The 13,785-nt window shown below is 42.5% G+C and carries 11 protein-coding genes; 6 read left to right on the top strand and 5 right to left on the bottom strand.

Translation table 11 applies throughout. From position 1 onward, the window contains the following. The first annotated feature begins 399 nt into the window (after nt 1-399). Nucleotides 400-2,208, top strand: coding sequence for a sulfatase-like hydrolase/transferase (locus Q1A86_RS15205; protein WP_299808084.1), 1,809 nt, complete (start codon nt 400-402; stop codon nt 2,206-2,208). Here the strand turns inward: Q1A86_RS15205 and Q1A86_RS15200 are convergent. Further along, complete coding sequence (locus Q1A86_RS15200) at nt 2,175-3,587, bottom strand: class I SAM-dependent methyltransferase (RefSeq protein ID WP_299808082.1); 1,413 nt, start codon at nt 3,585-3,587, stop codon at nt 2,175-2,177. The genes Q1A86_RS15205 and Q1A86_RS15200 overlap by 34 nt on opposite strands. Nucleotides 3,588-3,730: 143 nt before the next feature. Here Q1A86_RS15200 and Q1A86_RS15195 point away from each other — a divergent pair, with 143 nt between their 5' ends. After that, nucleotides 3,731-3,997, top strand: a complete 267-nt coding sequence (locus Q1A86_RS15195; RefSeq protein WP_299808080.1) for a hypothetical protein — start codon at nt 3,731-3,733, stop codon at nt 3,995-3,997. 69 nt (nt 3,998-4,066) lie between these two features. On the opposite strand, the gene nhaD is transcribed toward Q1A86_RS15195, so the two are convergent. Together nhaD and Q1A86_RS15185 are read right to left on the bottom strand one after the other, a co-directional pair. Next, nucleotides 4,067-5,494 carry a sodium:proton antiporter NhaD gene (gene nhaD, locus Q1A86_RS15190; protein ID WP_299808078.1) on the bottom strand — a complete coding sequence of 476 codons (1,428 nt, stop codon included), beginning with the start codon at nt 5,492-5,494 and terminating at the stop codon, nt 4,067-4,069. 380 nt (nt 5,495-5,874) lie between these two features. Beyond that, nucleotides 5,875-7,113 (bottom strand): NRAMP family divalent metal transporter, encoded by a 1,239-nt coding sequence (locus Q1A86_RS15185; protein ID WP_299808076.1) that lies wholly within the window; start codon nt 7,111-7,113, stop codon nt 5,875-5,877. Between the two features lie 80 nt (nt 7,114-7,193). On the opposite strand from Q1A86_RS15185, the gene Q1A86_RS15180 reads away from it, so the two are divergent. After that, nucleotides 7,194-7,373: a hypothetical protein gene (locus tag Q1A86_RS15180; RefSeq protein WP_299808074.1), complete on the top strand. Its 180-nt coding sequence runs from the start codon at nt 7,194-7,196 to the stop codon at nt 7,371-7,373. A gap of 26 nt (nt 7,374-7,399) precedes the next feature. Here the strand turns inward: Q1A86_RS15180 and Q1A86_RS15175 are convergent, their stop codons facing one another. Continuing rightward, nucleotides 7,400-7,987: a GNAT family N-acetyltransferase gene (locus tag Q1A86_RS15175; protein WP_299808072.1), complete on the bottom strand. Its 588-nt coding sequence runs from the start codon at nt 7,985-7,987 to the stop codon at nt 7,400-7,402. 266 nt (nt 7,988-8,253) lie between these two features. Between Q1A86_RS15175 and Q1A86_RS15170 the strand changes: the two genes are divergently transcribed. After that, a complete protein-coding gene (locus Q1A86_RS15170) occupies nt 8,254-8,502 on the top strand; it encodes a DUF3297 family protein (RefSeq protein ID WP_299808070.1) in 249 nt (82 codons plus the stop codon). 175 nt (nt 8,503-8,677) lie between these two features. Beyond that, on the top strand, nt 8,678-9,622 hold the full coding sequence (locus Q1A86_RS15165; protein WP_299808068.1) for a glucosaminidase domain-containing protein: 945 nt from the start codon (nt 8,678-8,680) through the stop codon (nt 9,620-9,622). Nucleotides 9,623-9,790: 168 nt separating this feature from the next. Here the strand turns inward: Q1A86_RS15165 and Q1A86_RS15160 are convergent, their stop codons facing one another. Then, entirely contained in the window at nt 9,791-11,422 is a 1,632-nt protein-coding gene (locus Q1A86_RS15160; RefSeq protein WP_299808066.1) for a methyl-accepting chemotaxis protein, read from the bottom strand. A gap of 1,120 nt (nt 11,423-12,542) precedes the next feature. Here Q1A86_RS15160 and Q1A86_RS15155 point away from each other — a divergent pair. After that, nucleotides 12,543-13,664, top strand: a complete 1,122-nt coding sequence (locus tag Q1A86_RS15155; protein ID WP_367277924.1) for a GGDEF domain-containing protein — start codon at nt 12,543-12,545, stop codon at nt 13,662-13,664. Nucleotides 13,665-13,785 lie beyond the last annotated feature (121 nt).

Raw genomic sequence — 13,785 nt, 5'->3', positions numbered from 1 at the left:
TTACTTGGGCATATACCCTTTGTATTCTTGTGTCACTCGCTCTGGGAGGGAAGGGCTGCTTTATGTCGCGGTCTAAATGAAGAGGGGGAGCAATTTTATAACCTTTAGTGACTGAGTTAATTGCCTGTACTGATATAAGCCCGTTTAAATTTAGATGTCCAACTATACTTATTACGGCAGTTTAAATGCTAATACTGATTGCTATAAAAGAGCGCTAGCAAAGAGTCAATCTTGCTGAACCTCTATCACTGCGCGGGAAGGTTGTTCACATTAAGGGATTAAATGATGCAAGGCTATACTAGCAACTTCAGGCTATTGGGTAGCTTGTTAGTGTTAACTGGGTTGAGTTGTTATTTTTATTACTTTATGGAGTGGTTATTCTTCCTCTCTAGACCCTCAATGTTTAGCTATTTGACGTTCACAGAAAACCTCGCTTTACTCTTCACGGCTCCTTTACCACTAATTGCAATGGTTCTACCTGCTGTCAGTGTATTGGGTTTATTATCAGTTTTCTTTAGTGGCATAAAAGGAGTGCCTAAGGTTGTCTCTAACTTGGCTCGCTATGCTATTCCTGCAATGGTTCTGACCTGTACTGCATTTTTAATGTTAGATAATTTCTCCTATACCATGTTTGGTATCGCCTCTCACTCAGCTGCATCATTAGCCTCTCAAGCTTACTATTGGATTATTATTAGCCTCTTTTTTATCTATTTCATGGGAAAACTCGCCCATGCTAGTTTGAATGATGGAGTTATCGGTAAACATTATGGGGCACTGCTTAAATTGATGTTGGTATTGCTCGGCCTTTCATCTTTATGCCTCGCAGTATCTTACAATCAACCTATTTCCACAGTGCTCGGGGTGAGCGCAACAGCAGAGAGAGACAAGCTACCCAATATTATTTTCTTTGGTGCCGATGGGGTGAATAGCAGCAATATGTCTATCTATGGTTATCAGCGGATAACCACACCATTTCTGGACAGTATCGCCCATGAAAGCCTTGTTTATAGAAATCATTGGACTAACTCAGCTAAAACAACGGGCTCTATTGGCTCGCTATTAACGGGTAAGTATCCCACTCGAACTAAGGTTATTTTCAGGCCGGATACCTTTAAAGGGGAAGATATGTTTCAGCATCTTCCTGGGATCTTGAGGGAGCTTGGATATTATAATATTGATATCAGTCTGAGGCATTACATCGACTCGGAAGATCTGAAAATGCGTAATTCATTCGATTACGCTAATCATAGGCAGTTGGATCAGCAAGGCTCAGATCTTAAAAATTTCTTTCTATTGCGCTGGCCTAGCTCGGTGCAGTTTATTGAAGAAAACTGGCAGCGGTTGTTTCAACGTCTGGCACACTTGAGTGGTTATATTTCTATGGTTTATCCACATAAACTCGTTAACCAAGGTGCTAAGGTTCCGCCGCACCTTTCAGATATTGGTCGCATCAATCAATTGAAAGCTCAAATCTTACAGGCTCCAAAACCATTTTTCGCTAACGTACATTTGCTCGGGCCGCACGGGAGCCGATTTGATTATCAAGAGCCTATTTTCACCAAGACGAAGGAACAACCCGAACATTGGATGATTGATCATTATGACAATGCAATCTATCAATGGGATGCATATAGCCGAGAAATATACACACTGTTAGAAGAGTTAGGAGAGCTAGATAACACCCTGCTGATATTCAGCAGCGATCATGGCAAAGGTCATACTGTAAATGAAACTCTGCCCTTGATCATACGTTATCCAAATAAAGAGTATACGGGATCAATAACTCAGGCATCTCAGAGAATGGATATAGCGCCAACCGTTTTATCATACTTAGGAGTCACACCGCCGCAATGGATGGACGGCCATAGCCTGCTATCTCGAGAAGAAGATTCCTATCCAATATTTATCGTTACCTCTTCGAAGCAACAGTTAACCAATGCGGGAGAGTGGAAGGTTGCAGCGAATTTAAAGCCGCCTTTTTACTCTTTGGGGACTATCTCTATGGCCTATTGTGGCATTCTATATTCCATGGATATTAACGATATTCAGCACCCTTTGCTTTCCCAACAAAGAGTGCACTCTAAAGCCGCCACATGTCCTGATGTCGAACTAGAACCTATGCTGGCGTATGGGATGATTGTCACCCACCTCAAAGAGATGGGGTACAATACCGATCAGCTTAATGTAGAGTCTCGCTTAAGGCAGTAAAGAGTTCGAACGCTCTGAGGTACAATGTCCTTACTCATAATAGTAAAACATCCCTGTAAAGCCTGTTCAAAGCCTTCTTCATGATAGTCAGGGAATATATCTTCTCTTGTTGCCAGTAGGTGTTCCACCTGTGAATCACTTTTGGGAACAAACTCGATAATTAAATAATCGGTGACTAGGTTGTGTAGTAAGTGAATAATCTTCTTCAGTGGTACATTGTTGCTTATTGCCAGATGGTGTATCAATGCTAAGGCAATAATCACTTCAAATTTCTCCCTGTCTACAAATGAACTTCGCTCCTCATTACCCCAACCTATCGATGGGGAGGGGTTAAACAGATCCAACACGACAGGTAATACGTTCTTGTCTCCTTCAGCTCTGACTTTAAGGTAGTTTTGCTCAACAGCTAATTCGTCAAAGTCAAAAGAAACGACTCTACGTGAATACTTACTCGCTAAACGGCTAAAGTGACCATTGTTGGCTCCAAGGTCTGCTAAAAGTGAGACGGGCTTGGCGAAACTTTTCAAGTAACCTTCAATAAGCTCTTGTTTACCTAGCATTGAAGCTTGCGTGTAGTTGGTATTTTCATAGTAGTCACTCCACTCAGTATTAGTCGATGGGCATCGTAGTCCTTCAACGTAAGCCTTTAAGCTTTCGATTAGTGCACCAAGTTTGCTGATATCCATTTTCGAGCTCATTTTCTCAACTTGTTGACTACCATTCCCCCCGCTGGCGCTATAACGAGATTGCATTTTCGCATGCAGGTGAATGTGTGACAGGGCATTGAAGCTAAACCAAGTGCGGACTGGCAATAAGCGGCTGGTTAGATCGAGCGGTATACCGTCGATATAGAGTTCTGCCATACGCCCTAAGCGATGATCGCAGTACTTCTTTAGCAGCAATGGAGCTAAAAAGTGTTGGCAAAACTGACGATAAGCGACCCAAGGGCCTTGTCTGTATGGGGCAAATGAGAGAGTGTCGATAAGCACTGGCCTACCTTCGTAAAACTGAATATTAAATGCACTGGCATCTTTGAGGGTAAAGCCAAAATCTAAGGCTAATAGTTGAATGTCTAATGTCAGCTTCGCAGCATCTTGCAGCTGACTGAAACTCCATTCGTATGGATAGGTCAGATAGGGAATAAGCACTGGTTTAATGACTTTATGTACATTATCCCTGCAATGCTCATCGAGGCTCATCTCTTCATGGTCGACGATATAACCTTTTTTAACCAGAGCTTGGTGTAGACCACTTTCAACATAAGCATCAAATTCCTCTTTGTATGAGGAGTTAACCTGTCGATACAAGCTACCTTGCTTACTGAAGATAAAGCCACTGTTATCACGAAAAGAAGCCCTATGTACCTCAATATCATCCATAGAAATAATCCATTAATTAACGAGTTAAAAAATACATAATCTAAGATATCACTATAGCTCATTTACAATTTGCCCAATGGTAAATGCCTAACTATATTCAATAAACCCCCATTCAATCGACTTTCAGAACTGGAGAGTGCGAAATGAAACGCAACCAAATTGGGAAAACGATTATCATCTCAGCCACCTTGGCTATGCTCAGTATGCCTGCCTATGCTTATTTGGACCCGGGAACTGGGAGTATCATTCTTCAGGCTATCATAGCCTCTGTTGTCGTGGGTTTTGCCAGTATCAGACTCTGGTGGGATAAATTTATCGGCCTCTTCAGTTCACGTAAAAATGACAAGAAATTTAACCAGCAAAATAGTGAAAGCGATGAGGTAATAACAGATAAAGAAGGGGAGAGCTAAGTATTCGAAACTTATAAAAAAGCTCGGCCTAGGCCGAGCTTTTTATTGATCTAGACAGTAGGCTAAACCTTAAAATAGCTCACCGTTAAGCAATAGGTGGCAGGCAATACTGGCTGCATAGCCTAAGGCTATCACTGGCATCCACTTTAGGTGACCAAAGAAGGTGTATTTGCCGTGGGCTGCACCCATTAGCGCCACACCAGCGGCTGAGCCGATTGATAACATGCTACCGCCCACACCTGCGGTTAAGGTGACTAATAACCAGTTGCCTAGGCTGAGTTCTGGTTGCATGGTGAGTACCGCAAACATTACCGGAATATTATCCACAATTGCCGATAGCACGCCGACCATGATATTGGCCCAGATTGGATCCCACTGGTTGTACATCACATCTGAAACCATGCCGAGATAACCTAATAAGCTTAGGCCACCCACGCACATTACAACGCCGTAGAAGAACAGTAAGGTGTCCCACTCTGCATGAGAAACACGCTTAAATACGTCAAATGGTACCACAGAGCCTAGGCGCTTCAGGGCAGCTTCATCTTTATTGGCCATTGCAACAGCTTTCTTTTTCTCTAGTGAGCGAGGTAGGGTTTTGCGTAGGAAAAAGCCAAAGAACTGTAGATAGCCTAAACCCATCATCATGCCGATAACTGGTGGGAAGTGGACCAAGGCGTGGAAGCTAACCGCTGTTGCGATAGTCAGAATAAATAGCGCCACAATACGTTTAGCACCACGTTTTAGCTCGACCTTTTCATTGGCACAATTGGGTTTAGTCTTAGGCACGAAGAACGACATTATGATTGCTGGGATAATGTAGTTAACTAGTGATGGAATAAACAGATCGGTAAACTCAACAAAGCTGACTAAACCTGCTTGCCAAACCATCAAGGTAGTGATGTCGCCAAATGGACTAAATGCCCCGCCAGCGTTGGCAGCGACGACAATATTGATACAGGCAATATTGATGAACTTTAAGTTGTCACCCCCCACTTTCATGACTACGGCACACATTAATAGGGCGGTCGTTAGGTTGTCGGCGATAGGTGAAATAACAAAAGAGAGAAAGCCTGTTAGCCAAAATAAGGTGCGGAAATTAAAGCCTTTGCTTACCATCCATGCTTGCAAACCATCAAACAGACGCCTTTCTTCCATGGCGCTGATATAGGTCATTGCCACAAGTAAAAACAGCAATAGCTCAGAGTATTCCAGTAAATTATGCTCTAAGGCCTGTTTAGCCACTTCAATTTGGCCTTGTTGCTGATAAGCAAAACCTATCATTAGCCAGATGATCCCAGCGGCTAATAGTACAGGCTTTGATTTACGTAGCTGTAGGTATTCTTCACCCATCACCAAGCAATATGCTAGAGCAAATATAATTAATGCTGCATAACCTACACCCGATTGTGTTAGATCTAATCCTGCGTCGCTGGCGAAGGCAGGCATTGCGATTCCCCAGGATACTAAAGCTAAGATTAAGTGGCTGACTTTCATGGTATTTCTCGACTCCTTGAGGCGCTAATAGGTGTTTGAGCTATTCATCATTACTTCTAAAAAGATTGGTAATGCGCTGTGTTAATGTTAAGTGTTATTTTTGTTGCGTATTTTAACGTGATTGCAACTAACAATACAGGTGTAATACTTGGTTTCTTGCTAGTACTTTAGTTTAAGAACTAACTAAGTATGCTGGTGGGTAGCGTTTTATGCTAAAGCTTGTATTTAGAGGGTTATATTGACTGGTATTGCTTTGAAATGAAGATTTTAAAAGTGGTGTTGTAGCGAATAAATAGATAGAGGCGCGGTTTAGATTGTCCCGCGCCAGAATTAATCAACTCTTGAAAACTACGCTGTCACTGAGCTGAGCAGTTAAAAGCTTAGCTGCCAATAAACTTAGTGATAAAGTTACCGACGTTACTGAAGCTTGCTATACCCATTCCCATTACAATCACAATACCCATGATCGAAAGGTAAAGCGGGTGCTTGTAATCACCGACAATATCTTTGCGGCGAGTGGCCATAAGCATGAATGCCAGTACTATAGGCAGGATGAGACTATTGATTAAGCCTGCCAACATTAACAATAGGATTGGCATGTCCATCATTACGGTGCCGATGCTGGTGAGGGCGATAAATCCGATGCAGCAGTTTTTCTCGTTGCGCTCAATCACTGGAAATAGCGTCTTGATCAGCGATGTTGCCATATAGGAGTTACCGACAACAGAGGTTATTGATGCAACGAACAGTACCAACCCAAAGATAAAGTAACCAAGGTCGCCTGCGCCTTGTTTAAATGCATCGGCAGCTGGATTATTGCTATCTAAAACACCGCCAGCAGCAATCACGCCAAATACTGCAAGGAAAAGTAAAATGCGGATAACGACAGCAATCGATATTCCCGCCCAAGCAGCAGACTTAATCGCACCAATCTGCTCTTTTCCTTGTAGGCCAATATCCACCAACCTTTGTGCGCCAGTGTAATATCCACCCACTGCGCCGCCTACGATCGTCAAGGTTGGCAGCAGCAAGTTTTCTACGTTCATTGGCATAACCGCAGCGGTTAGGGTTTCACCCATAGGCGGTAGGCTGGTCATGGCGACGTAAGCGATTAAGATAATCATAAACAGGCCCAGGTAGCGCGCCATTTGATCCATTCGCTTTGATGCATTGTGCACCACAAATAGTAAGCACCCGACAACACCTGTGAATAAGGCGCCCCATGTGGTATCCACGCCGGTGAGTACGTTTAAACCTAGTGCCGAACCACTGACGTTACCGAAGTTAAATGCGACGGCTCCCAGTGCCAGCAAAATACCGATAAAGTAACCCGCGCCAGGTGCAATTTTGTTGGCAATGTCTTGAATGCGCAGACCCGATACACCGACTATGCGCCATAGGTTCATCACAATAGCAAAAGTGATAAACATGGAGGCAAAAACGGGGAATGCCATATCTATCTTGTAAATGTTGGTAAAAACAGCTGTTTGCGTTAAAAACCCTGGCCCAACAGATGTTGTCGCCATTAAAAATGCGACACTTAATACCGCTTTGTTTTTCCAAGCGGGAAGGACTGATGTTGTGCTTGATTGGTTTGCAGTTGTGGTTTGCGTGGTCATGCTGTTCTCAAAATGGTTGTCTCTCAATTTATAAAAATAGAGAAACAACTGACCGAGATCAGTTGACGCAAAGCAAAAAGATGAAGATAGGAGGTGCCACGGCGGGCCGCTTTTTGCTGGGGGCGGATATTAATGATTCACTAAAAACAAGTCAACTATTTAGTCATCAAATTCAGATGTTTGTTGAACAGAGTCAAATGGCATACTCAGTTAAGTTGAGCAGCCACCCACTTAGACGCGCAGGTGATGCAGTTGCTTAATGATTTTAAGCAACTGCTCAGTAGCATTACTGCTCATTCAATGCGTTAAAGATTTCAGCTGTCATAAAAATATAATGCTGGGGGATCTCTAAGGGCCCTTTTTGAGTCGGGGATAAGCGCTGTTTGTTGGTGTCAATTTGAAAGCCAAACGCGAGTAGACTTTTAATTGATGGCTGATTGTCTTCAGTCACATAACAGTAAATTTCATCTAGCTGCAAGATGTTAAATCCGACTGTTAATACCTGCTGCTTAATATAACGATTAAGCTTTTTACCTTGATACTCACCAGTGAGCCAGGTGCCGATCTCTGCACGTTTTTCCGCTAAATCAATATTTTTTAGTCGAGTAAAGCCAATGACGTTATGTGTTGAACCGCACCTTATTGTGAATAGTAAGCTATTGGGTTCGCTCAGTACTCTTTTGAGATAACCGTCAAAAGCATCGGTTGTCCCTTTAGGGAATCGTGCAAATCGCCAAATATCAGGGTGCATGCCAATCGCTTTTAGTGCTGCGATATCTTCAGTTATGAGAGGTGATATATAGGCATTCTCATGTTTAAATGAGCTGCACAGAGTTTGAGTTGCAGAAGTGTATTGTTTAAGGTTATTTGCCATAGGAAACGACAGCTGAATTGTGGGTTGAATATTGTTAATTAAGAGGTCCTGATTATAGCAATCGGAAGTGCTTTTTAGCTAATAAACTAGGGCTTGTATTTGAAGATTGATAGATGACACATATTGAACTGAGAATGTCGCTATTAGTCGTCGATAGCTGGCGTATTTAATCTTGCTATGAGAGTTTCTTCACTTGAGCATATGCCGTGTATTGCCTACAATAGCGCACTTTTTATTTACTGCAATTTTTACTATAGGCCAGGATTATGTCAGACACGACAGCACAACCAGCTCTACCAGATCGTCTTTCAGTTAACCCACGTAGCCCACACCACGTGGCTGCAATCTTTGAATTCGATATCGGAATCAAGGTTAACGGCAATGAGCGTTTTGATGTTGAAGAGTACTGCATCAGCGAAGGTTGGGTAAAAGTGCCTTCACACAAGGCATTAGACCGTCGTGGTCAACCGCTGATGATAACTGTAAAAGGTACTGTTGAAGCGTTTTATAAGTAAGAGTTTCCTCTTAGTTAGCTTCTCAACCAAGAGAAAGGTCGCTATATAGCGGCCTTTTTTGTTTTAATAGCCACATAAGCGCTGTCTCAGTCACTTGCCGCAAGCCAGTGTTTACTGTTTGCCTGCTATATATTGTGGCGGTCGCTAGACCCTATCCTTTAATTGGAGAGCTTGAATGTCTTTTACCAAAATAATCCTTAGTATGGTTTTGCTGGTATCTTCCCTTGCCTCGGCTAACCCCACTTCAAGTTTTAACTCAAGCGCAAATGAAACTCAGAGCCTGCCTTTGCCGCTATTGCAGAGCAAGCAAGCTTATCCGCCTGTTGCCGTTAACACCCTGCATTCAGCCAAAGATCTTATCGTTGCATTTGATAAGCAGGGCTACCAGCTTGAAGCTGTTAAAAAGAGCCATATGCTGCCAAGCTACTATGTTGAAAACTTACCTCATGATTTAAATGAGTTGCCTGTTTCGCAAAAAACGTCGGGTTTCATTCGCCTGTTATTGCCGACAATCAAGGCTGTGAATCAGCATATTTTGCTGATTCGAGAGGAATTACAGACACTGTCAGTTAAACCTAAATCCCAGTGGACCGAGGCTGAGAGTCTTTGGCTGCAGCGCTTAGCTGACACTTATTCGGTTAAGTCGGGTACGATAGCTGAGTTACTTTTGCACATAGATATTATTCCTGCGGGGATGGTGCTTGCTCAGGGGATCGATGAGAGTGGCTGGGGCACCAGTTATTTCGCCATAGCGGGTAATAACCTCTATGGAGAACATCTGCCCCATGATGGCGGTAAGTTTTTAACGACGCCAGGCGGTCATGTCAAGGTGGCGGCATTTAATAATCTGTATCAGAGTACCGCCAGCTATATGCATAATCTCAATACAACCTTAGCTTATAAAGAGCTGAGACAATTACGCCAACAATTACGCGAGCAAAAAAAGTTAACTGGCTATGAGCTGGTGCAATCCTTACTGCATTACTCTAGCCGTGGTCAGGCTTATGTAGATAACTTGCGAGCGCTGATTAAGCATCATCACTTAGATGATTTCGATTCTGCGAAATTAAGCAAGGTTGACAGTGCTCGCTACCGCTTTGCCGACGCTGGCAATGACTAGTTTGGTTTAACGGCAATTGCCATAGCCTTGTTTGAGACGGCTAACAAACAAGGCTAAGTCAGCCTCAACTTTTAAGCTGCGACTTTTTGCAGACTGTAACTGTTATACCGGACTCGTTAGTTAATAATCGAGTCCGGATAGCTAAGATTAGTGACTAATCTTGCTAACTTACACCGTGCGGAAACGACGGATAATTTCAGCTAGATTTATGGCCAACTGACTTAATTCGTTGCTTGATTGAGAGACTTGAACGGTTCCCTCACTAACTCGGCAGGCAGCATCGTTAATATTAATAATATTTTGGCTAAGCTCCTCCGTTACCGCTGTTTGCTGTTCGGTGGCACTGGCTACTTGAATTGCCATATCATTTATTTGAGTGATTGCCGCGTTGATATCACCAATGGCATCGCTGGCACATTTTGCCTGCTCAACACTTTGCTTCATCTTATCCCTACTTGAACTCATTACGTTTACGGCTGTTTGTGACCTTTTTTGCAACCGTTCAATGGTTGTTTTAATCTCATGGGCTGAATCTTGAGTGCGGCTGGCTAAGCTTCGCACTTCATCTGCAACGACCGCAAAGCCTCGCCCTTGTTCTCCCGCACGAGCGGCTTCAATCGCGGCATTCAGGGCCAGTAAGTTAGTCTGGTCTGTAATATTGCTGATCACCTCAACGATAACCGATATGGCATCTGTGTCCTGTTGAAGTTGGGTGATCACCTCACTTACCGCAGTGATTTCAGATTCTGACTCATTAATCGCTACCATGGTATCGGCAACGACGTGGCTACCACTATCGGCTGCATTAACGGCCAGTAAGGCCTGCTCTGCGGTTTGGTTTGTATTACGGGCAATTTCTGTAATTGAACTTTGTAACTCAGTCATTGCGGTGGCAACCTGATCCACCTCATGTTGCTGATGTCTCACTCCACTGGCAGATTCCTCTGCAATAGTGCTAACTTCTTCCACCGCAGCGGCTAATTGAATGGAGGCGGCTCCAATTTGAGAAATGATATCCTGCAACTGATTGCGCATCAGCAGTAAAACACCTGCTAATTCGCTAAACTCAAGGCTGTTAAATTTGCTGATATCAATATCGATAGTTAAATCACCATCAGCAATCGCAGATAGGACTGATTTAGTGGCATGCAGAGGTGACAAAATGCGTTTTAATAGGAATACCGCTGAGCTAGACAGTGCAAACATAAAGAGGATGGCAACAATAATCGTACTGCGATTTAGGGCTGTCATTGCATCATCGGCCGCACTTTTAGCGGCTTTAACTTTTGCTGCCTGCTTCTCCATTAATAGGAAAATACCTTGCTCTACATTGTTATAAATATGCCAGGCATCCATTGAACTTAGCATTTGACCCGCAGCGGCAGCACCTTGAGAGGTGTCACTTTGTAAAAAGTTATGATGTAAACGGCTAAACTCGGCTAGTGGTGTCTTGAGTTGATTTATCTGGGTTAGGGTATCAGCGCTAACGATCTCATTAGATCTGACCACAATATCATTAATATCGACAACCTGTTGATTCAAGTACTCCCTTGACTCTTCACTAATAGGAGAGGCCTGTACTCGACGCAAGCTATATCCTAGCTGTTCTCGACGTAATCCCGAAACTTTATTAAGTAATTGGGAAATTAGTTCACTAGTTTGGTTTTCATGTTCAAGAGTATATATTTGCGCTTCCAATTGCTTGCTGTGGTATTTGATAAGACCAAGAGATAGAGCAAATATCAATAATAGGCTACTAAAAAGAGTGATAAATAGTTGCTTGATGGAAAGTTTAGACATAGTGAAATCGTTATTGCCAGTGCTTAGGTATTAAATTGGTGGAAATATTATCAGTTTGTTGGATATAAACTGTGACCAACTGATGATTATTACTTTGTGAAAATTTTTTTTGGTTAATTAAGCTTGTCGTAAACTAGTTTTTAACTTGGTTGTAAGCTGTGAGCTTTAAGGTTTTTTAATGTTTATGTTTTGAAACTAATATGTTTAAGCTTTGCACTTGGTTTTTATGTATTGATTTTTGTGTTTGCTGTTATTTTTGGTGTAGTGTGTTTTTATTGCTGGGAAGTGGCTTTTTGCTTGGCGTACAATGTGCGCGTTGGTTTAAGTTGTTGTAGTCAGCTGTGTTTTTCTTGGTTGGTATTCTTTTGTCTACCTATTGTATATGGTGGCTTTATCTATGTTTCAGCCGGTATATAGCAAGGGAGATTGCTAGTGCAGAATGTTGATTGAATATTGGGACGAACATAGATGGGGTAATATTTGTGAATATTCAAATTGATTAGGAAGAAGAACTGTTCCGATAATGAGATAATGACCCTTATGTTTGGATAGTTTTTTAGAATGACTTTAATCCTGTATCTATATTTAATCCCATTCTTAATGTTAGTGAATTATCCTTTATATTAATGGTGAAGCTTAGTAAGGAAAAGATACATGTAGTTGTTTTGGTAAAAACGGTAACGCTAATTTACTACTACTTGTATTTGTAATTAAACCTTAATTGTTGGACTCTATTTAACAGGTGTCATCGCAAAAAAAAGTCTGGTTTAGCCTGTTCTTGTGCCGTTGGCGTCCATTATATATAGAAAGATTTTTGTCTGGAGTCGAAACGCCTTCTCGCTTAGAGATGATTACAATGCTGTCATTGCTAAAAAAGGCCATAGCTTTAAGTGATATTGCTGGTTGTCGGCTTTATCTTATGGAAATATTGTCGACTTACTAAGTCTGAGTATTGCCTGTATGAAGTTATCACCCTTTAACTTTCCCTATGGCTCACTCGCTCTGCTGTTGCAGAGTTAAGTGTTTCATTAGATTCATATTGAGGTTTGTTTTGTCCGTTTTTTACCATAGTTGTCGGTTTTTCTTTATTCCTCTTTTTCTCACCGCTCTTGCTGTAGCTTTGCGTCACGTATACCAAACAAGTTTACAAGACTGGCAGGGGATTATTGAGCAACTTCCCTTTTGGTTGCTGCCCGCAGGAATTGCGATTTCGTTGCAATTTAATCGCAGTCGATTGGCGTATCTAGCGCTATTGATGTTGGCCTATTACCTTAGCTCAAGAGGGTTGTTATTTGACGTAACAGAGTCTAATTCCTATTCAAACCAGCTCTTACTTGGCGGAACGTTTACTCTTGCCGGATTCGCGTTTATTAAAGATAGGGGGCTGCTGTCTCCCCATAGCATAGTGAGAGTCGTTGGTGTCTTACTGAGCTTTGCGGCCGCATTTGCTTGGGTCTGGGCGAATAATCAATTTAAGTTTCAGCTCGATGGCTACCTTGGAGATGCATTGAGTATGGAGCTGCGGATCACTGCGCCTATCTATCTCTGTTCGGTGCTTGTGTTGATACGCGGCGCCTGGCAGGCGAATTTAGTTAATACTTCCATCTTTATTACCTTAGCGTTTTGGCTAGCGCACTTTGTTTATCCGGGCTCAGTGCCGCTGTCTATTTCAATGACGATACTCGCTACAATTTATATTTTAACGGTGCTGACCGATTCTTATTTTTTAGCTTATCGTGATGAGCTGACAGGTTTGGCTTCACGTCGCGCCCTGTTTAACTTAGTGCTTTCTTTAGGCCGCAAATACAGTGTGGCGATGCTGGATATCGACCATTTTAAGAAGTTTAACGACACCTATGGACATGATGTTGGCGATCAGGTGCTGAAATTAGTCGCCAGTAAAATCGGAGGCGTTCGCGGTGGTGGTAAAGCCTTCCGTTATGGTGGTGAGGAGTTCACCATTATCTTTCCCCGCAAAGATATACCATCGACGTTGGATTACCTTGAAGAGGTGCGTCAGGCGATTGAGGAATACGATATCGTGCTGAGAAATGATAAGCGCAAGAGTCAGTCCAAAGCGACCCGTGGTAAGACTCAACATAAAGCTAAAACTGTGAGTGTCACCATCTCTATTGGTGTTGCTGAGCACCAAAGTAGCGAAACCTTTGAACAAACTATGAAGCGTTCCGATCAAGCGTTATATAAAGCGAAGAAGAAGGGCCGTAATCAAGTTTGCAGCTAATAAGAGGCTAAATTGGTAGTCTTATTTGAGATTGTCGATAGATTGCTTTTACTCCTAAATAGTGCGCTTTGTGTATCGATTTTAAGTAATAAATCAGATTCGAAGCGTACTATGTTTCTAA

This window comes from uncultured Shewanella sp. (assembly GCF_947497935.1).
Classification (GTDB): domain Bacteria; phylum Pseudomonadota; class Gammaproteobacteria; order Enterobacterales; family Shewanellaceae; genus Shewanella.
The sequence above is the reverse complement of the archived record's forward strand: the minus strand, read 5'-3'. Positions and strand labels throughout refer to the sequence as shown.

What these genes read in the sequence shown, in the direction of transcription:
- Q1A86_RS15205 (WP_299808084.1), top strand. Translation starts at nt 400, where the DNA reads ATGTTTAGCTATTTGACGTTCACAGAAAACCTCGCTTTACTCTTCACG.
- Q1A86_RS15200 (WP_299808082.1), bottom strand. Translation starts at nt 3,587, where the DNA reads ATGGATGATATTGAGGTACATAGGGCTTCTTTTCGTGATAACAGTGGC.
- Q1A86_RS15195 (WP_299808080.1), top strand. Translation starts at nt 3,731, where the DNA reads ATGAAACGCAACCAAATTGGGAAAACGATTATCATCTCAGCCACCTTG.
- nhaD (WP_299808078.1), bottom strand. Translation starts at nt 5,494, where the DNA reads ATGAAAGTCAGCCACTTAATCTTAGCTTTAGTATCCTGGGGAATCGCA.
- Q1A86_RS15185 (WP_299808076.1), bottom strand. Translation starts at nt 7,113, where the DNA reads ATGACCACGCAAACCACAACTGCAAACCAATCAAGCACAACATCAGTC.
- Q1A86_RS15180 (WP_299808074.1), top strand. Translation starts at nt 7,194, where the DNA reads ATGAAGATAGGAGGTGCCACGGCGGGCCGCTTTTTGCTGGGGGCGGAT.
- Q1A86_RS15175 (WP_299808072.1), bottom strand. Translation starts at nt 7,987, where the DNA reads ATGGCAAATAACCTTAAACAATACACTTCTGCAACTCAAACTCTGTGC.
- Q1A86_RS15170 (WP_299808070.1), top strand. Translation starts at nt 8,254, where the DNA reads ATGTCAGACACGACAGCACAACCAGCTCTACCAGATCGTCTTTCAGTT.
- Q1A86_RS15165 (WP_299808068.1), top strand. Translation starts at nt 8,678, where the DNA reads ATGTCTTTTACCAAAATAATCCTTAGTATGGTTTTGCTGGTATCTTCC.
- Q1A86_RS15160 (WP_299808066.1), bottom strand. Translation starts at nt 11,422, where the DNA reads ATGTCTAAACTTTCCATCAAGCAACTATTTATCACTCTTTTTAGTAGC.